25 protein-coding genes are annotated in these 26,184 nt (G+C 56.7%); 10 read left to right on the top strand and 15 right to left on the bottom strand.

Annotated features, from left to right (window positions below):
• Nucleotides 1–2 precede the first annotated feature (2 nt).
• Nucleotides 3–2,474: a beta-glucosidase gene (locus G6L01_RS22780; RefSeq protein ID WP_070163339.1), complete on the bottom strand. Its 2,472-nt coding sequence runs from the start codon at nucleotides 2,472–2,474 to the stop codon at nucleotides 3–5.
• Between the two features lie 229 nt (nucleotides 2,475–2,703).
• Here G6L01_RS22780 and G6L01_RS22775 point away from each other — a divergent pair, with 229 nt between their 5' ends.
• Together G6L01_RS22775 and G6L01_RS22770 are read left to right on the top strand one after the other, a co-directional pair.
• Nucleotides 2,704–3,363: a TetR/AcrR family transcriptional regulator gene (locus G6L01_RS22775; RefSeq protein ID WP_070163338.1), complete on the top strand. Its 660-nt coding sequence runs from the start codon at nucleotides 2,704–2,706 to the stop codon at nucleotides 3,361–3,363.
• Between the two features lie 159 nt (nucleotides 3,364–3,522).
• Complete coding sequence (locus tag G6L01_RS22770) at nucleotides 3,523–3,915, top strand: acyl-CoA thioesterase (protein WP_070163337.1); 393 nt, start codon at nucleotides 3,523–3,525, stop codon at nucleotides 3,913–3,915.
• Nucleotides 3,916–3,919: 4 nt separating this feature from the next.
• On the opposite strand, the gene G6L01_RS22765 is transcribed toward G6L01_RS22770, so the two are convergent.
• The 7 genes from G6L01_RS22765 to G6L01_RS22735 all read right to left on the bottom strand — a co-directional run bounded on the left by G6L01_RS22765 (nucleotide 3,920) and on the right by G6L01_RS22735 (nucleotide 11,498).
• Nucleotides 3,920–4,675 carry a copper homeostasis protein CutC gene (locus G6L01_RS22765; RefSeq protein ID WP_070163336.1) on the bottom strand — a complete coding sequence of 252 codons (756 nt, stop codon included), beginning with the start codon at nucleotides 4,673–4,675 and terminating at the stop codon, nucleotides 3,920–3,922.
• A gap of 24 nt (nucleotides 4,676–4,699) precedes the next feature.
• Nucleotides 4,700–5,908: an MFS transporter gene (locus G6L01_RS22760; RefSeq protein ID WP_070163335.1), complete on the bottom strand. Its 1,209-nt coding sequence runs from the start codon at nucleotides 5,906–5,908 to the stop codon at nucleotides 4,700–4,702.
• A gap of 110 nt (nucleotides 5,909–6,018) precedes the next feature.
• A complete protein-coding gene (locus G6L01_RS22755; protein WP_071205601.1) occupies nucleotides 6,019–7,485 on the bottom strand; it encodes a M81 family metallopeptidase in 1,467 nt (488 codons plus the stop codon).
• An 11-nt stretch (nucleotides 7,486–7,496) separates the two neighbouring features.
• Nucleotides 7,497–9,416, bottom strand: coding sequence for a beta-N-acetylhexosaminidase (locus G6L01_RS22750; RefSeq protein WP_070163333.1), 1,920 nt, complete (start codon nucleotides 9,414–9,416; stop codon nucleotides 7,497–7,499).
• 34 nt (nucleotides 9,417–9,450) lie between these two features.
• Complete coding sequence (locus G6L01_RS22745; protein ID WP_070163332.1) at nucleotides 9,451–10,227, bottom strand: SDR family oxidoreductase; 777 nt, start codon at nucleotides 10,225–10,227, stop codon at nucleotides 9,451–9,453.
• Between the two features lies 1 nt (nucleotide 10,228).
• Complete coding sequence (locus G6L01_RS22740) at nucleotides 10,229–11,092, bottom strand: MurR/RpiR family transcriptional regulator (protein WP_070163331.1); 864 nt, start codon at nucleotides 11,090–11,092, stop codon at nucleotides 10,229–10,231.
• 19 nt (nucleotides 11,093–11,111) lie between these two features.
• Nucleotides 11,112–11,498 carry a RidA family protein gene (locus G6L01_RS22735; protein ID WP_012654461.1) on the bottom strand — a complete coding sequence of 129 codons (387 nt, stop codon included), beginning with the start codon at nucleotides 11,496–11,498 and terminating at the stop codon, nucleotides 11,112–11,114.
• Between the two features lie 112 nt (nucleotides 11,499–11,610).
• Between G6L01_RS22735 and G6L01_RS22730 the strand changes: the two genes are divergently transcribed.
• The 3 genes from G6L01_RS22730 to G6L01_RS22720 are packed head-to-tail and all read left to right on the top strand — an operon-like array spanning nucleotide 11,611 to nucleotide 14,743.
• Nucleotides 11,611–12,117 carry a hypothetical protein gene (locus tag G6L01_RS22730; RefSeq protein ID WP_070163330.1) on the top strand — a complete coding sequence of 169 codons (507 nt, stop codon included), beginning with the start codon at nucleotides 11,611–11,613 and terminating at the stop codon, nucleotides 12,115–12,117.
• A 42-nt stretch (nucleotides 12,118–12,159) separates the two neighbouring features.
• Nucleotides 12,160–13,641 (top strand): M81 family metallopeptidase, encoded by a 1,482-nt coding sequence (locus tag G6L01_RS22725; protein WP_070163329.1) that lies wholly within the window; start codon nucleotides 12,160–12,162, stop codon nucleotides 13,639–13,641.
• Nucleotide 13,642: 1 nt separating this feature from the next.
• On the top strand, nucleotides 13,643–14,743 hold the full coding sequence (locus G6L01_RS22720) for a D-TA family PLP-dependent enzyme (protein WP_070163328.1): 1,101 nt from the start codon (nucleotides 13,643–13,645) through the stop codon (nucleotides 14,741–14,743).
• A gap of 26 nt (nucleotides 14,744–14,769) precedes the next feature.
• On the opposite strand, the gene G6L01_RS22715 is transcribed toward G6L01_RS22720, so the two are convergent.
• The 5 genes from G6L01_RS22715 to G6L01_RS22695 all read right to left on the bottom strand — a co-directional run bounded on the left by G6L01_RS22715 (nucleotide 14,770) and on the right by G6L01_RS22695 (nucleotide 20,219).
• The gene (locus tag G6L01_RS22715; protein WP_070163327.1) at nucleotides 14,770–15,903 is read right to left on the bottom strand and encodes an ABC transporter ATP-binding protein; all 1,134 of its coding nucleotides are present in this window, start codon (nucleotides 15,901–15,903) and stop codon (nucleotides 14,770–14,772) included.
• A 103-nt stretch (nucleotides 15,904–16,006) separates the two neighbouring features.
• On the bottom strand, nucleotides 16,007–17,209 hold the full coding sequence (locus G6L01_RS22710) for an ABC transporter substrate-binding protein (protein ID WP_409050079.1): 1,203 nt from the start codon (nucleotides 17,207–17,209) through the stop codon (nucleotides 16,007–16,009).
• Nucleotides 17,210–17,286: 77 nt separating this feature from the next.
• Entirely contained in the window at nucleotides 17,287–18,141 is an 855-nt protein-coding gene (locus G6L01_RS22705; protein WP_070163500.1) for a carbohydrate ABC transporter permease, read from the bottom strand.
• A gap of 2 nt (nucleotides 18,142–18,143) precedes the next feature.
• Nucleotides 18,144–19,028, bottom strand: coding sequence for a carbohydrate ABC transporter permease (locus G6L01_RS22700; RefSeq protein WP_012654454.1), 885 nt, complete (start codon nucleotides 19,026–19,028; stop codon nucleotides 18,144–18,146).
• 9 nt (nucleotides 19,029–19,037) lie between these two features.
• Nucleotides 19,038–20,219 carry a Gfo/Idh/MocA family protein gene (locus tag G6L01_RS22695; RefSeq protein ID WP_070163499.1) on the bottom strand — a complete coding sequence of 394 codons (1,182 nt, stop codon included), beginning with the start codon at nucleotides 20,217–20,219 and terminating at the stop codon, nucleotides 19,038–19,040.
• A gap of 434 nt (nucleotides 20,220–20,653) precedes the next feature.
• On the opposite strand from G6L01_RS22695, the gene G6L01_RS22690 reads away from it, so the two are divergent.
• Genes G6L01_RS22690 through G6L01_RS22675 form a run of 4 tightly spaced genes read left to right on the top strand, consistent with a single transcriptional unit; the run spans nucleotide 20,654 to nucleotide 24,561 of the window.
• The gene (locus tag G6L01_RS22690; RefSeq protein WP_174376625.1) at nucleotides 20,654–21,406 is read left to right on the top strand and encodes a GntR family transcriptional regulator; all 753 of its coding nucleotides are present in this window, start codon (nucleotides 20,654–20,656) and stop codon (nucleotides 21,404–21,406) included.
• A gap of 28 nt (nucleotides 21,407–21,434) precedes the next feature.
• Complete coding sequence (locus G6L01_RS22685) at nucleotides 21,435–22,457, top strand: SIS domain-containing protein (protein ID WP_070163324.1); 1,023 nt, start codon at nucleotides 21,435–21,437, stop codon at nucleotides 22,455–22,457.
• Nucleotides 22,454–23,656, top strand: a complete 1,203-nt coding sequence (nagA, locus tag G6L01_RS22680; protein WP_070163323.1) for an N-acetylglucosamine-6-phosphate deacetylase — start codon at nucleotides 22,454–22,456, stop codon at nucleotides 23,654–23,656. Before G6L01_RS22685 ends, nagA begins: the two co-directional genes overlap by 4 nt.
• Nucleotides 23,653–24,561: an ROK family protein gene (locus G6L01_RS22675; RefSeq protein WP_070163322.1), complete on the top strand. Its 909-nt coding sequence runs from the start codon at nucleotides 23,653–23,655 to the stop codon at nucleotides 24,559–24,561. Before nagA ends, G6L01_RS22675 begins: the two co-directional genes overlap by 4 nt.
• A gap of 46 nt (nucleotides 24,562–24,607) precedes the next feature.
• Here the strand turns inward: G6L01_RS22675 and G6L01_RS22670 are convergent, their stop codons facing one another.
• Both G6L01_RS22670 and G6L01_RS22665 read right to left on the bottom strand, forming a co-directional pair.
• Nucleotides 24,608–24,799, bottom strand: a complete 192-nt coding sequence (locus tag G6L01_RS22670) for a hypothetical protein (protein ID WP_071205597.1) — start codon at nucleotides 24,797–24,799, stop codon at nucleotides 24,608–24,610.
• Complete coding sequence (locus G6L01_RS22665) at nucleotides 24,786–25,199, bottom strand: hypothetical protein (RefSeq protein WP_139190062.1); 414 nt, start codon at nucleotides 25,197–25,199, stop codon at nucleotides 24,786–24,788. The genes G6L01_RS22670 and G6L01_RS22665 overlap by 14 nt, the downstream gene beginning before the upstream one ends.
• 240 nt (nucleotides 25,200–25,439) lie before the next feature.
• Here G6L01_RS22665 and G6L01_RS22660 point away from each other — a divergent pair, with 240 nt between their 5' ends.
• Nucleotides 25,440–26,162: a TetR/AcrR family transcriptional regulator gene (locus G6L01_RS22660; RefSeq protein WP_070163320.1), complete on the top strand. Its 723-nt coding sequence runs from the start codon at nucleotides 25,440–25,442 to the stop codon at nucleotides 26,160–26,162.
• Nucleotides 26,163–26,184 lie beyond the last annotated feature (22 nt).

Below are 26,184 nucleotides of genomic sequence, written 5' to 3'. Positions count from 1 at the left end.
GATCAGATCGCCCTATCGCCAACAGCACCAAGCCATTCCTGCGGATTGTCAATCGTAATCGTGCTGCGGATGTCCTGGGCATGGGCGCCAATCAGCAGCCGATAGTCACCCGCTGGCGCACGGAATGCCGCCGCATCGACATCGTAATAACTCAGGTCGCGCGGGTTAATTTCCAGCGTCACTGTACCACTTTCACCTGCCTCCAGGGCAATCTTGGCGAAGGCCCGCAACTCCTTCAATGGCCGTTCGACACCAGAGACAGGTGCCTCGACATAAAGCTGCACCACCTCGGACCCCGCCCGTTTTCCGGCATTCGAGACCCTGACGGTGACTTTGATGCCCGATGCAGTCATTTCGCCAGTGGAGGCCTTGGGCTCATCCCAATCAAAACTGGTATAGCCAAGCCCAAACCCAAAAGGAAAGAGCGGCTCGATATGACGGCTATCATGATGACGGTAGCCAATAAAGACTCCCTCCTCATAACGCACATGGCCATCCTTGCCGGGATAGACCGATGGGTCACCGGTCATCGCGGAATTATCCGACAGCTGCTTGGGAAACGTCTGCGGTAGACGCCCACCCGGTTCCTGATCGCCAAACAGCATATCGGCCACGGCATTGCCAAGCTCCTGGCCTGGATACCAGACCTGAAGCACCGCCTTGACCTTTTCCAACCAAGGCATTTCAATCGGACCGCCGGTTTGCAGCACGATAATGCAATTTGGATTGACGGCGCTGACCCGCTCGATCAATTCTTCCTGGCGACCCGGCAGGCGCATGTCGGGCAGATCGAGACCTTCCGTATCCCATTGCCCCTCGCGCCCGACAAAGAGCAGCGCCACATCCGCCCCCCTTGCGCATTCAACTGCTTCCACCATCGAGTCTTCACCGAGAATTCTTTCGATGCCGAAGCGGATCGCGGTGATATGGATGCCGTATTCCTCTGGCGGTGGCGACAGGTATTCAACTTTGATCGCGTAGCTACGGCCAGCCTTCATCTCCACCGAGTGCCGAATTTCGTTATTGGCCGTGCCGAAGAAATTCTCGCCGCGCTTCCAATCGGTATAGCCGTCGATGACAAGTTCTTCATCGACATAGAGCTTCGCAAGACCCGAATTGGTCATGCCAAGCAAATGTGCACCATCCTCCTGCGGTGTGAAGGTGCCGGCGAACCGCACCGAAAAATCCGTCAGAGACAGATCCGGCGATGGCAGGTCGAACCAGAAAAATTCACCCGTCTGCACGGTTTCCGTCGCCACAGGTGTACCTTGGCAATTGACTCCCTTGAAATACTCAACAGTGACCGGCTGCGAAAACAGCTTGACCAAGCGGCTATTGCCGCAGGCTACGCTGTGCTGCACATCGGCACTGCGTTGCAAAGCCGCCCGAATGCCCTCAAGCGGGCTGATCGTATAATGGGCATTGATCTGGGCGCTGCCGCCGCCCATCACCCGGGCAACAGCCGCATTCGGCCCGATAACCGCGACACGCTTCAAGGATGCCTTTACCAACGGCAGGATGCCGTCATTCTTCAGAAGAACCGCACCTTCTGCACCAATCTTGCGGATTAACGCCCGGTCGGCTGGCAGATCCTCGGCGTGTTCGGACAGGTCCGGCGCGGACGAAAACGCCCCGACACGCTCCAGCAGAGTGAGAATTCGTCCCGCCGCTTCGCGTACTGTTTCCGGCCTGACGGTGCCGTCGCGAACCGCCTGCACCAGCTTTTCACCACGGTCGCGGGTTGGGCCGGGCATTTCCAGATCAAGCCCTGCGTTGACGGATTCAGAGGTAGAATGCGAGCCGAACCAATCCGACATGACAATACCGTCGAAGCCCCATTGCTCGCGCAGCACATCCGTCAGCAACCAGGGATGTTCGCTGGTATAGGTACCGTTCAGCCGGTTATAGGAGGACATAACCGCCATGACACCAGCCTTTTTCACGGCCTGTTCAAAGGGCAGAAGATAGATCTCCCGCAAGGCGCGTTCGTCGATATCCGAGGACATGGTCTGCCGTTCGATCTCGGATTCATTGCCGGCGAAATGCTTGATTGTCGCCGCCACACCCTGGCCCTGCACGCCATTGATATAAGCGACAGCCAAAGCCGCCGTCAGCATTGGGTCTTCGGAATAGCATTCGAAATTGCGCCCATTCAACCCGGACCGATGGATATTGACGGTTGGCGCAAGAAGGACACTCGCACCTTTGCTCTTCACCTGTCCCGCCAGGGAAACACCCATGGCTTCGACAAGCGCCGGGTTCCAGGTCGCTCCGAGCGCAATCGCCACGGGATAGCAAGTCGCCTTCACGCCGCCAACCAGTGACCCGCCGCCGCGCGCGCCGTTTGGACCATCAGTTACCTTGATTTTTGGAATACCAAGCCGCTCCACCGGCACAGTGGTCCAGAAGTCCGCACCGGACAGCAATGAAACCTGTTCCTCAAGGGTCATCTCATCAAGCAGACGATCGATCATCAGATACTCCTCCCTATTTACCTACCAACTACTCGGTATTATTACTCCTCGCAAGACAACCTGTCTGCCTTCACCCGGTTTTCGATTGGGCTCCAAAGGCGCTCAGGTTCGGATTGAGCCACCATCCTCTCGTTTTTCACGATTTCGTTTGTCTTTTAGAAAATTGGGTTCCATTTTTTCCAAGACAAGCTCTAAGGATGGCATACAATGCAACCTGAAAGTGAGACAAATGCCAGGACAGGACATATCCGATGCAGGCCGCACTCCCGTCGATACGGTTGCAGGCCGCCGCCGGAATTCGGTGAAAGGGGCCGCACGGCGCGAAGAAATCTTGCAGGCTGCCCTCAACCGTTTTGCCAAGGATGGCTTTCAAAATGCTGCAATTGCAGACATTGCAGAGGATGTTGGTCTGTCGCTTCCTGGTCTTTTGCATTATTTTCCGACCAAAGTGGACCTTCTCCTGGCGATCCTGGAACGGCGAGACAAAGAGACAGCGCCGGACTCAACCAAGAAAACTCCACATTGGCGCGATTTCCTCGGCCTATTGGTCGAGGTCACCAACCAAAACATGCAGTCGGAAGGGGTGGTGCGGGCGTTTTCGATCCTCAACGCCGAAAGCCTGCTTGCCGGACACCCAGCCCAGGCATGGTTTCACAAACGTAGCCTGCATCTGCGACACAAACTGGCCAATATCTTTGCCGATGGCATTATGAATCGTGAGATCAAATCCGAAATAGATCCCCAAGGAATAGCAACGGAAATTATCGGCCTGATGGATGGCTTGCAAATGCTCTGGCTGCGGCTACCCGAAAGTACAGATATGGGCGTCCTGTTTTCCGCTTATATCGAGCGGCTGATCGCCTCAATTGAGGTTACTGAAAAGCAATAAAATCACAAGGTAAAGCTTTTCGGCAAAGCCGCAGTGTCGCTGGCGCATGCCTGCGCTCTCGACCTTTCAGTCTCTAGAGCCTATCTCTTCTTTCGATCGAATGGAGGATTGCGGCGACGCCGCAGCTTCTACTATCCTGTAAACGAAAGTTGGAAGACAATGACTGAGATTGACGAACCCCAGGGCGAGTTGACATTACGCACACTCGCTATGCCAGCCGATACCAATCCCGCCGGGGATATTTTCGGTGGCTGGGTTCTGGCGCAGATGGACGCAGCCGCTGGCATCCGCTCTTCCGAGCGTGCGAAAGGCCGCACGGTCACGGCAGCGGTCAAGGAAGTCAGCTTCAAGAGCCCGGTGAAGGTCGGTGATACCGTGTGCATTTACACATCCATCAGCCAGGTCGGTCGGACCTCAATGACCCTCTATGTCGAGTGCTGGGTGCGCCGCCAGTTCACGCAGGAGCGCCAGAAAGTCACTGACGCCCATTTCATCATGGTGGCGCTGGACGAAAAAGGTGCGCCCCGCCGGGTTGAGCCGGAGGCCGTATAATCCATCAGGGCAGAGTGCGGCAGGTCTCGATGGCCGCGGCAAGTCTGCGAACCACATCGCTATCGGTCTGCGCCTGCCCTGCCGTGGCAAAACCAAACTCGACCAGAACGGGATCGGCTGCCACCGGCACACTACAAGAAGCATGAAACTCCCGCAGGCCAGCCTGCCAGAACGGTGCGATGCGATCAGGCCTCAACCCGCCACCGGGCATGATGACGATCCTACCATCTGCCGCCTTTAAAAGCGACTTCAGACGACCAAAACCAGCAACGACGGATTGCGCGCCACCGGAAGTCAAAATTCGGCCAAACCCGAGCGCAACCGCCTGCTCCAGCGCTTCATTAAAGTCTGGCACGAGGTCGAAAGCCCGGTGCAATGTCATGGCGAGGCCAGACGCGACCTCCGTGAGTTTACCAAGCACCTCAATGTCCAACCGTCCGTCGAACCGAGACGCCCCAAGCACGACACCAGCCAGGCCTGCCTGCCGTGCGGCGTGGATATCCGCCGTCATGACGGCGACCTCATCGGTTGAGAACACGAAGCTGCCTGACCGTGGCCGAATCATCGCAAAAACCGGGATCGGTGCCTGAGCGGCGCGCTGCATCAGACCTGATGTCGGCGTCAGCCCCCCGCAGTCAAGGGCGGCGCATAGCTCGATCCGGTCCGCGCCACCGGCAATTGCCGCCTCCAGCCCCGCAACGGAATCGACGCAGACTTCCAGCAAACCGCCGTCGTTCTTTTCTGGTTCACGTCCTGCCATGATGGTCTCTTCTCTGTATTCCGGTCATTGAGCGCCCCTGAACGGCCGTGGCTTTTCCAGCATCAGCAACAGCAAAATCCCGCAGAATCCGGCCAAGGCGCCGAGCATTGCCGTGCCGGAATAATTGCTGACGCCGGTTCCGAATGCAAAGAGCAGCGAGTTCAATCCACCGCTCAGGAAGATATTCACCGCAATAAGCGAACTACCAAGCCCGGCACGGTCGGCAATCAGGTTTTGCAAATAGGTAATCGGCACGCTGATGATCGCCGCCGCCCCGAAACCGGCAATGCCGGAGAGCAGATAGACATGTTCTGGTCGCGAGGCGAAACCGAGACCTAGCAGGTAGACGCAATAGATCAGTGCACCAGCAACAAGCGTCGCCACGCTGGAGGTCTTGCGCTCCACCCAGCCCCAGAACAGAATGAAGACGATTTCCAGAAAGGCGACGATACCGACGATAATACCGACATCGCCGGTCGTGCCATGCGCTGGCCCGGTCATGACCAGGGGCAGCACAACGCCGTTCATTTGCAGCATGGCAGTGATCAGGGCGATGGCGCCAAGCCGCAACAATAACCCAGGTGAGGCGATTTTCGACAAGGATGAAAAAAACGCCAGACTTGCCGAGGGTTCGGCCCGTGCCTCCGCCTTCGGCAACCAGACCAGAAACAACATGAAGCAGGCAAGTCCGCCGAGGCTGGCAAACAGAAAAGCAGGCAACATGCTTTTCTGACCGGCCAGAAAGAAGCCAACCAGACCCGGCACCAAGACCCAGGAGGCCGAGATAACGGCCCGCACGCCGGAATTGACTGCAATCAGTTCACGCACCGGCATATCCTTGGATGCGGCACGCACATTGGCAAATATCAGCGAATTCAATGCGTTGTAAACCGGCAGCAACAGGAGCGCGGAGCCAACAAAGATGATCTGGTTCGGTTCGAGAAACACCACCCCATAACCGACCACGCCAAACAAGCTGACGATGACCATCGGCATGCGAAAATGTCCAAGCCTGTCGGCCAATATTCCCACGGCAACGCTGGCGGCGACATTGACGCAAGAAGCGATGAAGATCAGCAGCGAGTAATGCGCATTGCTCAATCCCAACTCGTGTATGCCGATGATCGACATATAGGGAGCCGTGGTCGCGCCAGACAAGCCGAAGAAGAAAATCGCAATCGCGCTAATCCGGATACCCGGATTGGCGGCGATGATGGAGAGAACTGGCGGCATGAACGCGCTATCTTTGTCAAAACAAGCTGCCGCTGGCTTTTGCCGGCGGCAGCTTTGGGGAATGAGATTGCTGATCTCTCGTTTAAAGTTTGCCTGGAAGCCTTGCGGATTCAGTCTTTCCCTGAACGATTGTCGCTACCCGCCCACCGCGCTGAGGTCGTCGCTTTCGGCTGGTAATCGAAATCCTTGACGAAGGGATAGGTCGGTTGTTTGCGGCGCTTGCTCGGCAAGGCTTCGATATCCTGGTTGATGACCCCATCGGTCAGCGCCATCAGGTTCGGATTGGAAATTGGCTGAAGTTCGGGAGAAAGATAGCCCGACTTTACCACCAGCAACCGCACCGCTTTCGGATCAATGCCATGCCGGGTGAAATCGGCCAGAGTGTGGTAGGGCCTGCGCTTACTGGCGAGAATAACGGTAATCCCACCGATTTTGACGATAGCCTGTCGCTCCGTCGCCACACCCGGATCATCCAGCCTAAACACCTCGCAATCCACCTCAACCGATGGGCTTGCCGGATCGAGTGAGCCACCGACTTTCAACGCCAATTTCGCCCCCACGCCCGCGGAAAAACAGGCATCAACGGCGGGCTTGTCGGTAATCCCGCCAATCACAGCCCCCTCGAAATCACGGGCAATCAATGCTGCCAAGACATCGGCGCGGTCGCCAACGCCACCGCCGGTGGGGTTGTCGCCGGAATCCGCCAGAATAATCGGCCAGGTCTGGGTTGTTTGGGCGATGTCGAGCATATCCTTCAGGGACCCCGTCACCGGGCCGAACCGGAAGGCTTGGCGCGCCTCCCAGTAAGATCGGGCAATCTCTTCAGCCACCTTTTGCGCCTCGCTTCGATCCACGCCTGTGACCACGGCACAGGCCGTGGCGCGCGGCTCATCGGCCCAGACATAACCAACCATCAGATTGGCATCCCATATCCCCGGTCGCTGATCATGCTGCGGCAATTTCAAGTAAAGGCTTTTGGCTGGTTCGTCTTCGGTAGAGGTTCGTTCTCCGGGAAGAAGAACCGGCACAGGTGCCCAGGCGACACCGGGCTTTTCGCCAGTCCGCAGTGCCTTTACCAGCATGTCCCAGGCCCGCACCATGGTTTCGCGCACATCGATATGCGGCGCGGTCCGGTAACCCGCGAAAATATCGAGCTGATCGACGATTTTCTGGGTGACATTGCCATGCAGATCATAGCTTGCCGCCACCGGGCAATCCGGGCCAACCACGGCGCGGGCTGCCGCGATCCAGTCACCCTCGGCATCATCAATGCCTTCAACATTCATGGCGCCGTGCATGGCGAGATAGAGCCCATCCAGCGGCAGCGCGGCCTGCAACCTTTCCAGGAACTCGGCCTTGAAACTCTCATAGGTCTGGCGCGAAACCGGGCCGCCTGGAACGGCGCGGGCATGCAGCAAGGGCAAAGGATTGACCCCCTCCGTGCCAAGAAAACCGAAGTAATCGGCACCTAACAGATCGTCACCGCGCAGCACGCGAAAATCCTCGATCTGCATCAGCACCGGCGATGACGTGCTGCATTCCGTGTGAATGCCACCAACGGCAATTCGAAGTTCCATGTCCGATTTCCTTAAAAACGTGGCATTAGTGGCGCGAGAGCTGCAAACCGCTGCCAGTCCTTCTGATCCCTGGGGGTCCAGGCGGCCTCTGCAACAGCTGGCAGGCGGGGGAAGACGAGGTGGTTGAAGTAATCCCGGTTCAGGAAATGCTCTGACCAGATACAGGCCTGCACACCCCGCATCCTCGGCTTTAATTCCTCAGGAAATTCCGCGACGGCTTCATAGGTGTAGGTATGGTGCGGCGGCACGGTGCCGGCCCAGCTGGCGCCCGGCTCCTGCCACGCTTCGTCCTGCACCATATCGAGATAATAGGCCTGACCCGGCGTCATCACCACGTCATAGCCCTGCCGCGCCAGATCCAGCCCAACCTCCGGCTTCTGCCAAGCCATCAGCAATGTTCCCTGCGGATCGACACCGCCGCCATGGGAGACTTCGTCCCAACCGGCCAGTTTCTTGCCGCGTTCTTTCAACATCTGCTGAATACGCTTCATGAAATGGCTTTGCAGCCCAAATGTGCCGTCAATACCCTCCTCATCCATCAGCTTTTTTGCGAGTGGAGAGGCCATCCAGGTATTCGCCGCAACCTCATCACCGCCGACATGCACGAGAGCGGAGGGAAACAGCGCCGCCATTTCATCCAAGACCTTGCCGAGAAACACATAGGTCTGCTCAATAGCCGGGTTAAGCGCGTTATTCGGATAGCCCTGGACGGAACGATAGCTGTCAGGCGCTTCCTGGCCATCGACCAGCTCAGGCAAGGCCGCCAGGATCGCGGTGCTATGACCTGGAATATCGATTTCCGGCACGACTTCGACATGCAGCAAGGCGGCGTGGGCGACGATGTGGCCAACATCCTCCTGGGTGTAAAAGCCCCCGACCGGCTCTGCGCCATTGCCAAGCTGCGGCAACATCGGCTCATCCGGGCCACGCAGCACACCAACTGTCGTCAGTTGCGGATACGCCTTGATTTCCAACCGCCAGGCCTCGTCATCGGTCAAATGCCAGTGGAAAATATTCAGCTTCATCCAGGCCATGATGTCGATCAGCCGCAGAACGTCCTGCGTCGGATAAAATTGCCGGGACACATCCAGATGGCAACCGCGCCAGCCATAACGCGGCGCATCCTTAATTCGGCCGGACGCCGGAAACCGGAACTGCGCGGGGTTCTGCCTTACGCCATGCAGCATTTGCGCCAAGGCCGTCAGTCCATATTGCCGTCCCGCCTCATCTCCAAAGGACAGCGTAATCTGCTGCGCAAAATCAAGCCAATAGGCGGATGCGCCAAGTGCGGGATCATGGGCGAACTTCAAAGCCGTGCCCTGATCGACCGGCGCCAGCGAAAACGGCACATGACCGACTGCAAAAAGCCGCCGGTAAAGCGCATTGATCCGTTCAACCGCCTGCAAGCTAGGAAGATCCGTATCCTTGGTGGGATAGATCGCCATCGGAAAACCATCGCCCGCCATGAGGTTCGCCTCGACGGGCCAGGGCAGCAGCGAAAAAGGCTTGCTGACCTCCCCCTTCGGCAACAGAACTGGCGCAGGTTCGCTCACCCGGCCTTGCAACATCAGATCATCGACGGTGACCGCGACATGACGTCCATCGGCAAGTGTCAGATAAGCCGATTTTGCGCCATCCGTGCGGTGCCGGGCAGGCCGCCAGAGGCCCTGAACCGTAAACTGCCAGCACGCTCCTGGTGCCAAAACCAGGCCTTCCGGTGGTGCAAACTGGTGAAAATTGGCGTTGCGCCGCAAGAAAAGCGCGTTGTCGCAGACCGGACCGTCTTTCACCCGCGTCAAGGCAGTATAGGCAAGCCTGAAACCGCTGATGGGCTCGGACGATAAATTGTAGAGGGTGAAGACGAAACCGCCGCCGTCATCGCCATCGACAGGATACCAAGCATTGTCCAGACGAAAAGCTGCTTCAGCCATGACGGTTCCCTTTAAACTCTGAATGGTTGGAGGATCAATAATGCACGGACTGTGAAAATGTCCGGGCGAGTTCGCTTTGGCCTGCCGTTAACCCGCAATCAACGGGAAGGCAGACGCCGGTAATGGCCGCAGCCTGATCGCCAGCCAGAAAAAACACCGCATTTGCAACATCCTGCGCGGTGGCGATCCGTTGCAGCGCATACCAGCGCTTGGCCTCTTCGAACACGGCAGGATTGGCAGCGGCGCGCGCTTCCCAGGCCTGGGTGCGCACCGTGCCGGGTGCCACGGCATTGGCGCGAATGCCGAATTTCCCATATTCCACCGCGATCAACCGGGTCAGATGGATCAGCCCAGCCTTCGCCGCGCTATAGGCGGGATGTCCGAACACGGCCATGCCATTGACCGAAGCTATATTGATGACCGAGCCTTGTGACTGCTTCAACTGATTTTCCAACGCCCTGAAGGTCAGAAATGCCGCTTCGAGATTGAGCGCATTATCCTGGCGCCAGATGGCCGCATCGGTATCGTGCAGACTGACTGCCCTTGCCGCCCCAGCATTGTTGACAAGGGTCTTGGTAACCCCAAACGTCTGCACCGCAGATGCCAGAGCGTCGATGCTGGCCTCGTTGGTGACATCACAGACGATAGGTACGAATATATCCCCGGACCCGAGGCTGACCGCAGCCGTATTCACCGCGCTCTCATCAATATCGGCCAGCACCACCACATCGTGGCTTCCGGCCAGACGGCTGGCAATTGCCCGCCCGATATCACCGGCGGCACCTGTTACCACAGCCACGGATTTCGCCATTCTAGTCTCCGAGAATCTGACGGTCGTCGCCATCGCGATGTTCGACCAATTGTTGTTTGATATGGCGCAGCGTCACCATGGAAAGCTTGCGATTGCGATAGGCAACCAGACTGGCGATGACATCGACCATGGCCAGATAGGCAAACCGGGTCGAAGTCGGACGAAAGATATTATCGCCCTCCGGCAGATCGATACCCACAACCAATTCGGCAGCCTTGGCGACGACGCTGTCACTCTGGGTAAGCGCGATCGTGGTAATGCCATTGTCACGCGCCAGTTCGAAACAGCGCGCCAGCTCCAGATTGCGGCCAGAGAAGGAGGAGCCGACAATGATATCATTGCTGCGCGCCGCAGCTGTCAGCATCAATTGCATATGGTGGTCATTGCAAGCCGTAACCCGTGACCCCAGCCGAAAAAGCCGGTTCTGCAATTCCGAAGCAATCATCGAGGAATTGCCGCCCGACCCGAATGCATAGATCATTTCGGCCCGGGAAATCCGGTCCGCGACCTTTTCGATCATGGCGGCATCCAGCGAGCGATGCATCATAAACAGAGCGTTCTGCGCCTTGGTGATGACGTCCTCAGCAACATCCTGCGGCTCGGTGCTTTTCGCTTCCGGGTTCAGGTAACGCACGCCGACATAGGCGGTCTTGGCCAGATTGACCTTGAAATCCGAAAAGCTTTGGCATCCAAGCCTGCGGCAAAAACGGGTCACGGTCGGCGGCGACACTTGCGCCCGCTCCGCCAGCTCAATGATCGATGCGCCGACGGCAAAATCCAGCTCGCTCAGGAGGATGTCGGCAATCCGCTGTTCGGAAGGCGAAAATTGCGTGCGATCTTCCTGTATGGTGGCAAAGATATCCATAAGCCCTCGCAAACCAACCCTATTTGGTCGCCTTATAGGCTATGCAGTCGATCTCGACCTTGCAATCAACCATCATCGAGGCCTGCACACAGGCGCGGGCTGGCGGATGTTCGCCGAAATAGCCCTGATAGATCTTGTTGAAGCTCCAGAAATCACGGGGATCATCAATCCAGACGCCGCAACGCACGACATGCTCCACGCCGTATCCAGCCTCATGCAAAATGGCGATCAGGTTGCCGATCGCCTTATGGCTCTGCTCGACAATCCCACCCTGGATGATCTCGCCGTCTTCCATCGCTACCTGGCCGGAAACATGCAGCCAGCCGTCGGCTTCAACCGCTCTGGCAAACGGCAGTTTCTGCCCACCGGCACCAGCTTTTTCCGCACCATACCGCTTGATCGTCATCTCGACCTCATGCAAATTATTTTCGTGATCAATTGACAATTCACCATAGAAAACCGAATTTGACTAGGGATTTTCATAGAACATGAAAATAATTTAGACAAAGGTGGCTGAGATGCGCGATCCCTTCAAAAACCCCTTCCCGGCAACGGATGCTGCGCGCCATGCAATCTGGGAGATGCTGGTGCCGCGCGATATAGATGCTTTTCTGGCCGCGGACTGGTCGATGGTGGAAGGCGATTTCGTTGAGGACGGCTTCATCGGCATCAACGGCAATCGCGATCCCAATCCGGACCATTGGCGTCTGACCTTCCCCAATCTCGCGGCCTATCGTGACGAATGGCTGCGCCAGGCCCAGGATTTTGGCGGACAGAGCCATGGTGAAGACCCGCGCACGGCGATTTTCTTTACCACCACGCTGGAAGAGATCGAAATAGAAGGCGAGACGGCTTTGGTGCGCAAAAAATTCGATGGCGGCATCAAAAAAACCGATGGCGGTTTCGACACCATGCAGTGGCAAACGCTCTACTATTGCCGCCTGCATCAAGGCCGCTGGAAAATTTCAGGCTTTACTGGCTATTTGCCCAACCCGATGGGCTCAACCCCCATTAACATCGCCTGATCGCCAACCATCTGACCATCAACCGTGATTGGAGGCCACTCCGTGCGCATTTTCACAGCCGCCCTTGCAACGGAAACCAACACGTTCTCGCCGATCTGCATTGACCGGCGTGCTTTCGAGGCTTCCCTTTACGCCCCGCCTGGGCAGCACCCGGCAACCCCCACGCTCTGCACCGCGCCAATCACCGTTGGCCGTGAGGTGTGCGGCGAAAAAGACTGGGTGCTGATTGAAGGCACCGCGACCTGGGCCGATCCAGCCGGGCTCGTCAATCGACAGACCTATGAGAGCCTGCGCGACGAAATTCTCGACCAATTGACGGCAGCGCTTCCCGTCAATGCCGTCGTACTCGGCCTGCATGGTGCCATGGTGGCGGATGGCTATCTCGACCCGGAAGGCGATTTCCTGAGCCGCATCCGCACCATTATCGGGCCGGATGTGCTGCTTGCCGCAGAACTGGACCCGCATAGCCATCTGACAGCCAAGCGGGTTGAGGCGGCGGATGTGTTCGTTGTCTTCAAGGAGTTTCCCCATACCGATTTTGTTGACCGCGCACGTGATCTCTGGCGGATCGTCGTCGATACGTTGGAAGGCCGCATCACCCCCATCATGTCGGTCTTCGATTGCCGGATGATCGATGTCTTTCCCACCTCGCGCCAGCCGATGCGCGGTTTTGTGGACAAAACGATGCAGATCGAACAGGACGATCCCGATGTCCTGTCACTCTCGGTCATTCACGGCTTCATGGCTGGCGACGTACCGGAAATGGGGACGAAAACCATCGCCATCACCAATGGAAAGGCCGAAAAAGGCCAGATGCTGGCCCGCAGCCTTGGTCTTGAACTGTTTGAAAAACGCGGCACGTTCATGATGCCGCAGATTGATGAAAAACAGGCCGTGGCCGAGGCGCTCGCAAATCCGGCCGGGCCTGTCGTGATTGCCGACATGTGGGACAATCCCGGCGGCGGTACGGCTGGCGATGCGACTGTCCTGCTTGAGGAACTTCTCGCGCGGAGTGCAACCAATACAGCGGTCGGAATGATCTGGGACCCGATTGCCGTGCAGATCTGCATGGCGGCTGGCGAAGGGGCCGAAATCCCGCTGCGCTTTGGCGCGAAATCCGCGCCGGGCACCGGCAACCCGATCGATGGGTTGGTGAAGGTGGTAAAACTCGTAGCTAACGCAGAAATGCGGTTTGGCGAAAGTGTCGCACCGTTTGGCGACGCCGCTCATATCCACCTAGACGGTATCGACATCGTGCTGAGTTCCGTTCGGGTGCAAAGCTACGACCCTTCGCTGTTTACAGCACTCAGTATCGATCCAACCTCCAAACATATCCTTGCGATCAAATCCACCAATCATTTCTATGCGGCTTTTTCGAAGATCGCCTCTGACATCCTTTACTGTTCAGCGGGATCACCTTATCCCAATAATCCGGCCACCAACCCTTATCGGCGCGTTCGGCGTGATATCTGGCCGATCTGTGCCAATCCATTTAACCTCGCCCAGGACACGGAGACTGCCTGAAATGAACCGCCCAATTGACAGACCAGGTCCAAGACCCGGCGATACGGTTCTCTCGCTGTCGACCCCGCTGCCGCTGATTGACGAGGATAGGCTTGCCGCCAATATCGCCCGGGTTCAGTCCTATATGGACGCCCACGGCCTTGCCTTTCGCCCGCATATCAAGACCCACAAGATTCCAGCCTTGGCCCGCCAGCAGCAAGAGGCAGGCGCTACCGGCATCAATTGCCAGAAAATTACCGAGGCGGAGGTGTTTGCCGATGCCGGGTTCGAGGACATATTGATTACCTTCAATATTCTTGGGCCCGAAAAGCTCGTGAGGCTTGCTGCCCTGAATGAGCGGATTTCCGGCCTGAAGGTGGTGGCCGACAGCATCGTGACCATTGAAGGCCTTTCAAGCTATTTTCAGGATCGCAAACCTTTGACCGTGTTGGTGGAATGCGACACCGGTGCCGGACGTTGCGGTGTGCAGACACCCGCCGATGCCGTGGCCCTCGCACAGGCGATTTTCGCCAGCAAAACCCTTCGGTTCGGTGGGGTGATGACATATCCCAAGGCGCACACCGAGCTAGCAGTCGAAAGCTTTTTTGCGCAAATCCTTGCCAGCCTTACCACTCTCGGCATTGCCTGTCCGATTGTCTCGAACGGCGGAACGCCAAGCCTGTTTTCCGCCAATCTCGTGCCATCGGCAACCGAATATCGGGCCGGTACCTATATCTATAGCGACCGGAGCATGGCGAAGGCCGGACACGGCACGCTCGACGATTGCGCCATGCATATCCTAGCCACCGTCGTGTCACGCCCGACGCCCGACCGCGCCATTCTGGATGCCGGCTCCAAAGCGCTGACATCCGACCTGCTCGGCTTTAACGACTATGGCTTGATTGTTGACTATCCGGATGCGGTTATTACCGGTCTCTCCGAAGAACACGGTACCGTGGATCTGTCGAGGATTACCGGTAAGCGGCCCGAGATCGGCGAAAAAGTGCGTATTATTCCCAACCACACCTGCGTCGTGTCAAACCTGTTCGACACCATGACATTTCACCGAAATGGTGTGGTGACGCGGGTGGAAGATGTGGCGGCACGCGGCTTGGTCTGGTAGCCGCGCTTCCGCCTATTCGCCTGCCCTTATTCCTGAACCGCCTTCAGCGCATCCGGAAGCGTTTCCGCCTGCCAATTGATATGGCGTTCGAGCGCCTCGCCATCGGCATCGAACAGATGGCAATCGCTGGCCTTGATCGTCGTTGTCATGGGCTGGTCTGGCTGAACAGGCGCAGAGCCGGGGAAGACCGCGCAATAAGGTTCACCATTCGCCAGTGACGCGTAGGCGATTGTGCTGGCACCGAGCCGCTCGACAACGCTCGGCGTTACAGTGATGGAAAACTCCCCTTTGCCGAGCGCCAAATGCTCTGGACGGATGCCAAGGGTCAGATCCTGCCCCAGCATATCGGGACGCCCGGTCACGGGAATGGTCACCATCCGGCCTTCATAGGCGACGGTAACACCATTGGGTCCAACCCCCTTGCAGGAAACCGGCACGAAATTCATTTTTGGATTGCCGATAAAACCGGCAACGAACAGATTTTGCGGCTTGTGGTAAAGCTCCAGTGGCGCGCCGACCTGGGCAATATGACCACCATGCAGCACGACGATCCGGTCAGCCATGGTCATCGCTTCGATCTGGTCGTGGGTGACGTAGATCATCGTTGCTTTCAGCTGCCGGTGCAGCCGCGTCAGCTCGATGCGCATGTCAGCACGCAAGGCAGCATCCAGGTTGGAAAGCGGCTCATCGAACAGGAAAATCTTCGGCTCGCGGACAATCGCCCGGCCAATGGCCACACGCTGGCGCTGACCACCGGAAAGCTGGCCCGGCTTCTGCTGCAAGCGCTGATCGAGCTGCAAAACCTTGGCCACTGCGTCGATCTTTTCATGGATCTGCGCCTCCGGCATTTTCTCGACCCGCAGCGGAAAGGCGATATTTTCAAACACCGTCATATGCGGATAAAGCGCATAGGACTGGAACACCATGGCAATGCCGCGCTCAACCGGCGGCAGCGCATTGACCCTGGCCCCATCAATGACGATATCGCCGCTGGTGGTATCGTCCAGTCCGGCGATCATCCGAAGCAGCGTGGACTTGCCGCAGCCGGAGGGTCCGACGAAGACCATGAATTCGCCGTCCTTGATGTCGAGCGAGACGCCCTTGATGACATCGAAATGGCCAAAGGATTTGACGACTTTGTTGAGATAAAGCTGGCCCACCGCGCTGCGTCTCCATACCAACCGGTGGCCAAACGGCGACCGGCGAAATTCCAAACAAAAACCGGCTGCGAACCCATATGATCCGCAGCCGGAACCCCGATGATTATTTGTACTGGTCGATAGCAGCCGAGGCCTTTTTCAAGGCGTCCGCAGGCTCAGCCTTGCCAGTGACGACAGACTGAACCATTTCGATCATCACATTCTGGAAGCCCTTGTAATCCTTAAACAAAGGCTCAGGACCACCGAAGGCGATACCATCGATGAATGGCTTCCAATAGGGCTTATCCTTGATCAGTTGTTCGACCTTTGCGGAAGGACGAAGCGGCGTCAGACCGGAATCGGTCGTCAGCTCGTATTCTTCCTGTGGTTCCGGCGAGGTGATGTATTTGGCAAATTCGGTTGCCTTGTCCTCGACACCGGAGCCTTTGAAGATCGCCAGGCTATCGGTAATCAGCAGCGTGCCGGGACCCTTGGCCGAGGGACCGAGCGGCAAAGTCGTCACACCCCAATGGATGTCGGTCTTCAGCAGACGATAGGCCGCACCGGTGCTGTTCTGGATCATCCCGGCCTTGCCGTCGAGGAAGATGGCGCGGATTTCGTTTTGCTCGTAGGCAGTTGCCCCTTCAACCGAATAGGGAGCGATGTCCTTGTAAGCCTGAAGCGCTGCCAGCACTTCCGGGCTGTCCATGACGATCTTGCCGTCCTTGTCCATCACCTGACCGTTATTGGTATAAACCCAATGCATGAACTGGTGCATGGTGTTGTCGAAGGTCTTGGCTGGCATGCCGTAACCGGCAATACCGGTCTTTTCCTTGATCTGCTTGGCAAAGGCAATTTCTTCGGCCCAGGTCTTCGGCGGGGTTTCCGGGTCAAGACCGGCTTTCTTGAACAGGTCCTTGTTCCAGAACAGCGCCTTGGTGGAGAAGGCAATCGGCACACCCCACTGGGTATCGTCGAAGGTCACGGTATCGACGATATTCGGATAATAGCTCTTCTTTTCGGCATCCGTCATCGGCACCTTGACGATCAGGTCGTTCTCGGCGAACTCCTTCAATGTGCGCGAACCGACATAGGCCATGGCAACCGGCGTTCCGGCGGCAGCCAATGTGGTTGCCTTATCCTGGCACTGTTCCCAGCCGACCACTTCGGGCGCAATTTTCCAGCCGGGGTTTTTGCCTTCCCAGACCTTGATATATTTCTCATGCACCGGATCGATCTTGTCGCCGCAATAGATCCAGCTGATTTCCTTATCCGCTGCAAAACTCGACAGCGCCGAGCTTGCCAGCAGCGCCAGCGCGCCCGCCATGATGGTCAAAGTGTTTTTCATCGATGGTTCCCCTTTGTTGACGTTAAACGTTTCTTGGTAGTCTTGAAACCGGCTGCCTACTTGACTGCACCCGCCGTCAGGCCACTGACCAGATAGCGTTGCAGGAAGAAGATCATGATCATCGCCGGCGCAATACCGACGAAGCTTGCGGCCATCAGCTCGTTCCAGATCACTTCCTGACGGCCGAAATAGGCAAACAGGCCAATCGGCAACGGCATATATTCCGTCTTCGAGTTGAAGGTCAGCGCGAAGATGAAATGCTGGGCATAGGCCGTAATGAAGGTGGTGATGCCGACAACGGCAATCCCAGGCATGGCAAGCGGCAGAACCACGCGCCGGAACGTATAGAAATAGCTGGCCCCATCCACATAAGCTGCTTCCTCAAGCTCGCGTGGAATCCGCATCATATAGGTTCTCAGCAACCAGATGGCCGTCGGGATCAGGAAGGCGATCAGCGGCACGATCAGCGCGAAATAGGTGTTCAGCATTCCCGAAATCCGCATCAGCCGAAATATCGGAATGAGCAGGACCGCGCCGGAAAACATGTTGACGGCAAGAAAGGTTCCCAGCAACACGCCCCTGCCCCGGAACTCGAAACGGGCAAAGGCGTAGGCCGCTGGCACGACGAGCAGCAGAACCACCACCGTTGCGGTGATCGAGATGAAAAAGGAGTTGAAGATATAGCGGCCAAAGCCCGGAACATGGTCCCACATGGTTCGGTAGGCTTCGAATGAGCCATTTTCCGGCCAGAATCGATAAGGCGACGAAAACAACTGACTGAGCGGCTTCAACGACACCAGGAACCCTTCCACGAAAGGCGCCAGCACGAAGGTCAGAAACACCGCAATACCGCAATAGATGCCGATGATTTCATACCATTTGTAGCGATTGATCATCGCCTGCTTGTTGATGCTCATCGGGAGTGCTCCTGCGAAAGGCGGCTGGTGACGCGGAAGTAGAAGTAGCTGAAGATCGACAGGAAGATGCAGATCAACACGGCGCGCGCCGCCCCTTCACCGTATTTGTAAGACCCAATCGCCGTCTTGTAGGTATCGATGATCATCGTCGTCGTGCCGCCGCTTGGGCCACCGCGCGTCAATATCCAGATGATATCGAAGGAATTGAAGGTCGAGATCAGCGAAATCATCGACATGGTAATCATTGCTGGCATCAGTAGCGGCAGGGTAATCCTACGGAACCGGTAGAACCGCCCCGCACCATCCGTCCAGGCCGCCTCATGCAGATCCTGGGGGATCGCCTGCATCGCCGCCAACAGATAAAGCGTCACCATCGGCACGCCGATCCACACATCGGTGAAAATTGTCGCCCAGAACGCCGTCGATCCATAGGCGAGGAAGGCAACCGGGCCATCGACCAGGCCAACACGTTGCAACATGCCGGAAATCATCCCGAACTGGCCGTTATACATCCAGCCCCACATGAAAATGCCAATCGCCATCGGCACGATCCAGGGCGGCATGGTCAGGATGCGAAACAAGGTTCGCCCCGGCACAGCAGTATTCAGAAGCGTCGCGCCAAACGTGCCGATAATCATCTTGAACAGCACGGAGAAGAACGTCCACACGAAGGTGCGGATAATGACATCTGCAAAGGTGGCGTTGAAGATCTTGTTGTAATTATCCCAGCCAACCCAGTTCGTCACCCGCTTCAACGACGCATCGGTGAAGGACAGGATGAAAGTATCGACCAGCGGATAAGCAACGATGATGGCGATATAGATGGTTGCCGGCAACAGCAGGCACCAGGCGAAGAAAACAGCTCTGCGTTTCGCCTCCATGACCATCCCCTATGCCGACTTTGCAGGAGCGGCGGACGCCTCGCCATGCAGGCAGGCGTCGTAACGCGCCCAGACAGGCGCGAGATCCACCACCTTGCGCTCGGCTCGGGCCTGATCTAGCGCCAGGGCCAGAATGCCCGCCTCGATAGCGTCGAGAGCCGAAACCGGTTGTTTCGCACCGGTTTCAATAAAGGCCAGCACATCGGCTGCCATTTGTTCGTCGGCGCCGTAATGCTGCGATTTCTCAGAGGGTGCGCTATAGGTCTTGGCAATGACCTTGTCGTTGTTACGGGCATTGTGGACATCGAGGAAGCCGCGCACGAAATCGCCCTCAGCCATGCCCTTCGAGCCGATCACACAGAAACGGCGAAACTGATCGGGCACATTGAGATTGGTGTGAAATGTCATCGCCACGCCATTCTCATATTCGATGATCGCGGTCTGATAATCGATAATGTCGGCGTCACTTTCGAAAACTTTATCAGATCCTAGCCAACCGCTTGGTTTGCGGTGATAGACTTCCATGTCGTTGACGCCATCCTGCTCCGGCGCATTTTCCGGAATGAAGCTCTTGCGACCACCAAAGCTCGCGACGAACCGTGGCCGAGCGCCAACAACACCATTGTAAAGATCAAGATCGTGGCAGCATTTCTCCAGCATGAAACCGCCGGTATAGCGCCCGTAGCGGCGCCAATCGCGCATGAAGAAGGCGCCATGATAGGGCTCGATATGCTCCGACGCCTCGATGGAGACGACATTGCCAAGCAGGCCATCCGCCTGCGCCTGGCGCAAATCGCGGTAGAGCGGCGAATAGCGAAGAACGAGGCCGACCAACAACCGGTCATGACCATAGGTATGCAGAAGCGAGGCGAGTTCGAGGCTTTCCTCGATGGAAATTACGATCGGCTTTTCGGTAAACACCGTCAAACCGGCCTGAAGCCCTAGCCGTATATGCTGGAGATGCAGATGATTGGGAGAGCCGATCATCAGCAGATCAAAACCGCCTTGCGCAATCAACAGCTCCGGCGTCTCATATGTCTTGCCGGGCGATACACCAGCCTCAATCAAGCCAGGCAGACCTGCTGGATCAGGATCGACATAACCGACAATTTCGAAAGACGGATCGATCTCACTGAGCACTCGTCCGAGATAACCAAGCCGGAAACCAAGCCCGATAATGGCGACTTTCATGCTGGAATTTTCCCCGTTCACGTAATTTATTTTCTTGAGACTGCGAATTTTCAGCAGTTTCGTCAATAGGAAAAGCAATTCTCCGCAAGGTCGTGAAATTTATTTTCACACTCAGCGATGACCGCCTAAACCCTTCACAACTTCATCATCGTCTCCGTGCGCACCACTGGGAATGCTGAGTTCGAAGAGCTATGCACGATTGTTCCATTTCTTTATTCTTGTTAATGAATAATACCAAAAAAATGCCAATCGTCCAGACCGAATGATAGTTACCCCTATTTTTTGAGGGAAATATCTGTTTTCTCAGCGTAATCCACCCTGCAGCTCTGATCTTTGAGAAGACCAATGAAACATTATTGCTAAATTGGTATTGCCTTGGTACTGTAAACAAAAAACAACCATAGGCATTCTGGCTAGGATACGGGGAACGTGACATGCAGACGGATGTGCTTGCTTTTGCGAGCCTGCAATCCAGCCGGGGCGGCCCGCTTTATATCAAGTTGAAGACGCTGATCGAAGATGCCGTTGAAGCTGGGAAGCTTAAGCATGGCGACGCCCTGCCTGCGGAGCGTGACATCGCGGAAGCCGCAGGTATCAGCCGTGTTACGGTGCGCAAGGCGATAGACGACCTCGTTGCTGAAGGCCTCCTGGTTCGCCGCAGAGGCGCTGGAACCTTTGTTGTCAAGCCCGTCAAGCGCATGCAGCAACCGCTGACACGATTGACATCCTTTACCGAGGATATGGCCCGGCGCGGCATGGTCAGCGGTTCACGTTGGCTGGAGCGCGGCTTGTTTTTGCCGACGCCCGAGGAAACCATGGCGCTTGGGCTTTCCGGAACGGCTCGCGTAGCAAGGCTGGTGCGGCTGCGCACCGCCAGCGACATGCCGATTGCGCTGGAACGCACCAATCTGCCGGATGATCTGCTGCCGGACCCTTCTCGCGTCGAAAACTCTCTCTATGCAGCACTTGGCAGTGTCGAGATTAGACCTGTGCGCGCCAATCAGCGCATTTCGGCAGTCATATTGACGGATGATGATGCCAAACTGCTTGGCATGCCGCCGGGCTCTGCCGCGCTTTCGGTGCAACGGATCGCCTATCTGGATACAGGCCGGGTAATGGAAGTGTCGCGGGCGCTATACCGCAGCGACGCCTATGACCTGGTTGCGGAATTGACCATCGGCTCCTGATCGGACGCCGCAGGATAAGGAAAATACGATGACGACCACCATGCGCCAGGAAATAAACGAGATTCCACAGGCGGTCAGCAGGCTGCTGAACGATAGCCGTGCAAGTTTGGAGCAAGCGGGCGCAGCACTCCGCAAGCGCGATCCGGCGGTGCTGGTCACCATTGCGCGTGGTTCTTCCGATCATGCTGCCCATTTCCTGAAATATGCCGTCGAACTGGAACTCGGGATCGTCGTCGCCTCGCTCGGCCCGTCCCTCGCCTCGATTTATCAGGCACCGCTGAAACTGGATCGGGCGGCGGCACTTGCCATCTCGCAATCCGGGGCCAGCCCGGACCTTGTGGCGCTCGCCAAATCCGCCGTAGCCGGTGGGGCAACGACAATTTCACTGCTCAACACCATTTCTTCACCGCTGGCCACAGCCTCTGATATCGCCATCGACATTCAGGCCGGACCGGAAATTGCCGTTGCGGCGACGAAATCCTTTGTCAATTCCATCGTCGCTGGCCTGTCATTGATCAGCGCCTGGAGCGACAACGCCCGCCTAGCAGCCGCGGTCGAAGCCCTGCCCACGCATCTTGAAAAAGCGCTGGCCCTGGATTGGAGTGGATTGGTCGAGGTATTGAAAGACGCCGATTCGCTCTACATGCTCGGGCGCGGCCCGACGCTGGCCATTGCTTGTGAAGCGGCACTGAAATGTAAGGAAACCTCTGAACTGCATGCGGAGGCCTATTCTTCGGCTGAAGTGTTGCATGGTCCGGTATCCCTGGTGTCTGCGAATTTCCCGATCATCGCCTTTGCCGCTCGTGACAAGGCGGAAGCCTCGATCGCCGCGACGGCCAATGGACTTGCCGCCAAGAACGCCTCTGTGTTCCTGACATCCGCCTTGGCAAAGGAGGCAAACCGCCTGCCTTTCATCGAAACCGGCCACCCGCTGACCGATGCGTTGGCATTGATTGTGCCCTATTATGGCATGGTGGAATCACTGTCGCGCGCCCGGGGCCTTGATCCAGACAAGCCCGCCGCCCTGAAGAAAGTAACGGAAACCCGATGAATTCGTCTCTTACGGCTCCCTCCTCTTTCGCTGTGACAGGCGGCCGGATCTTCGACGGCGTACGGTTTCATGACCATCAGGCCCTGATTGTCGATCAGGGGCGGATCGCTGATATAATCTCCCAAAATACCGTACCTGCTGCCCTTGCCAGGGTTGATGCAGGCTCGGCTCTGGTCGTGCCAGGCTTTATCGATCTGCAAGTCAATGGCGGTGGCGGCGTGTTGTTGAACAACCAGCCGGATCTGGAGGGTATCCGGACGATTTGCGCCGCCCATGCAAGGTTCGGCACCACAGCGCTGTTGCCGACATTGATTACCGACCATCCTGCCCTGCGCGATCAGGTTCTGAGCCTTGGCCACCAAGCTCAGGTCGAACAGATCCCAGGCTATCTCGGACTTCACCTGGAAGGTCCACACCTTTCACTAGCGCGCAAGGGTACCCATGATCCCGCCCTGATCAGACCCATGAATGATGATGATCTGGCAAAGCTTATTGCCGCCGCTGGCACATTCGGCGCTGCACTGATCACCATTGCGCCGGAAAGCGTTACCCCGCAGCAGGTGAAAGCCCTGCGAGCAGCGGGTTATCACATCAGCCTTGGCCATACGGATGCAAGTTGCGCGCAGATTGGCGCCTATGTCGAGGCGGGCGCGACGCTCGTCACCCATTTGTTCAACGCCATGAGCCAGATGGGCAATCGCGAACCGGGCCTTGTCGGAGCAGCGCTGTCTTTAGAAACGCTGTCTTGTGGGATTATCGCGGACGGTTTCCATGTCGATCCGGTCTCGATGGGCATTGCCCTTCGCGCCAAACGCGGGTCTGGCCGGATTTTCCTGGTCACCGACGCCATGTCGAGCATCGGCACCGATGAAACTGGATTCATGCTGAATGGTCGCCCGGTCTACCGCCAGGGCGGACGGTTGACTTTAGCCGATGGCACCCTGGCTGGTGCAGATATCGATATGCTGTCCTGCATTCGGTTTGTCCATGAAAAGCTTGCGCTAACGCTTGAGGAGGCGCTGAACATGGCGTCGCTTTATCCAGCTGAGGCGATTGGATGCGAGACGAAAGGTCAGCTTGCGCCTGGCAAGGATGCCGACTTCCTGTTGCTCACCCCGCAACTCGACCTGGTTTCCACCTGGATCGCTGGCATATGCGTTCACAGCACAGCAACACATTCCGAGGCCAGGCGCGCATGATCGTTTGTTTCGACATTGGCGGAACCGCCATCAAGGGCGCGATTGCCTATTCACCTGAGGATATTCGTCCCTTTCCGCGTCAGCCGACGCCGGGCCAGGACTTCAATGCATTTGTCGGCGTCATCAGGTCAATCATTGCCGAGGCGGGAGAGACACCAAGCTGCGTGGCAATTTCCATCTGTGGCATTATAGATGTGGATAGCCGCCGCGCTGTCGTCGCCAATATACCCTGTCTCCATGGCCGTCTGCTGCAACACGATCTGGAAGAGGCCCTGGGCCTGCCTGTGCTGATTGCCAATGATGCCGATTGTTTCGCAATCGCCGAAGCCGGATTGGGCGCGGGGCGCGGCCACCGCGTGGTGTTCGGCGTTATTCTCGGTACAGGCGTCGGCGGCGGCCTGGTGGTCGATGGCAGGCTGATCAATAGCGATGGAGGCTTTGCCGGAGAATGGGGCCATGGACCAATTGCCGCGACCGAGGTCGGCGAACCGCCCGTCACCATACCTCGGTTTCAATGCGGCTGCGGTCAGAAAGGCTGTATCGACGCCATCTGTAGTGCGCGCGGCATGGAAAAGCTCCATACACACCTGAGCGGCGAAAACCGAACCAGTGAGGACATCGTCAAGGATTGGGAGACCGGCGAGCCCAAGGCAAGCCAGACCATTGCGGCATTTGTCGAACTGCTTTCCAGTCCACTTGCTCTTGTGGTCAACACAACGGGAGCAAGCATACTGCCAGTCGGCGGCGGCCTGTCCAATGCGACCATATTGGTTGAAGCCATCGACTTAGCCGTCAGGGCCAGGATCTTGCGACGGTTCAACTATCCTATCGTGGTTCCAGCGCAATGCCGACTGGAGCCGGGCCTGATCGGGGCCGCCTTGCTGGGGCTTGCAAGGCAAAATTAAACCCTGCCTTCAATTGCCGCTTTTCCTTTCAAATACCCTTTTCCTGTCAAATGCCCACAATCATAGCCGCGACAAACAGGAAGGCGGCGGCGCAAACAACAAAAGGAACTGCCCCGGCAATCCTTTCACGAATGCCAATCGAATGGCCGGTGACAGACTGCATGGCAGATTGAGACGTTCCGGCACTGGCCAATATAGGCGAGACGGCATCAAGCATCAGACGCTCAACAATACTCATCGCAGCCTCCTTCACAAAACGTGTATTTATAAAATAGGAAAAAACCACCGAGGAGAATTGCGTGGCAATTCTTGCGTTCTTCGCGAAGCTTTTGCTCCTGCTCGGCATATCGATCCTTGCCGGGCTGATCGTTACCTGGGTTGTCGTTCCAAAACCTAGAAAACACCGAGGTTTTCTTCTCACTCCGGATCGTCACAACAGGTTTATGTGTATCGCCCTCAACACGCGATTTGCTGTCTTCGGCCAGATCGAAAGGAACCCGAGTCAACCCAAACAGGTCGTAAGAAAACATATTTACAGCTATCGGCATCGTCACCCCTTTGAAAATTGCAGGACGTTCGCCCCGTTTATTTTCATTCCAACGCCACTCGATGGTGACAGTGATGTGCGTTTTCGTCAATATAGTCTATAAAATTACTATTCTACCTATTCACACAAATAGAGAAATTTTGTTTTCAAAACATCGAAAAGCCTAAAAGATCCTGTCCAGATCGAGCATCGGCCTCTCCGCCGCTCACTCATTCCGTATTCACCGCCTCCAATCACAATTTACAGACTTTGCATGCACGTAATTAACCGACGCAATGTATTTCATGTAAATCTAATTTTCTATTTCAAAATACCATGAAGTGAGATTCCCATGACAGGCCAACGGCTGGAACAGACTTTCGAGGAAGGGCCTGAACCTGACACCGAAAGCCCAGAACCCTTGCAATGCCGTCAGGCGCGAATGATTCGCCATCCCGATGCAACCCGAGCCATTATTCTGGATGCGGCCATTCAGGAGTTTGCCGCCAAGGGTTTCGCAGGCGCCCGGGTGGATGCTATCGCGTTGCGTTCGAAAACCAACAAACGAATGCTCTACCATTTCTTTGGAGACAAGGAGGGCCTTTACGTCGCAGTTCTCGAGGTGATTTTCTCCAATGTCACCGCTGCTGGAAAAAGCCTTCACCTGTCTCGCCGTCAACCGCTTGATGGCATACGTGAACTGGCTTTGCACACCTGGAACTATTTTCTGACCCACCCGGAATTCGTCAGCCTGCTTGCCACCGAAAACATTCTGAAGGCTGAATATTCAAGCCGGTCCAAGACCATTCCCTCGACCCATGCCCCCCTACTTGCGGAAATCGAAAAGCTGTTACAGCGAGGGATCGAGCAGGGCCTCTTTCGTGCCGATGTCAATCCGGTGACGGTCTATATGACGATTGCCGGGCTAAGCTTCTTCTACATCAACAATCGCTACACACTGGCGCTCAATCTTAACCCGAACGTCTGGCAACCGTCTGCTATCGACGCCTGGGGCGAACATATTGTGATGGTCACGCTGGCTTTCCTTGCGCCGGAAACCAGGACAGGAACCTGACTTGCGATCACCGCATAGAGCT

This window comes from Agrobacterium vitis (assembly GCF_013337045.2).
GTDB lineage: Bacteria > Pseudomonadota > Alphaproteobacteria > Rhizobiales > Rhizobiaceae > Allorhizobium > Allorhizobium vitis_B.
The sequence above is the reverse complement of the archived record's forward strand: the minus strand, read 5'-3'. Positions and strand labels throughout refer to the sequence as shown.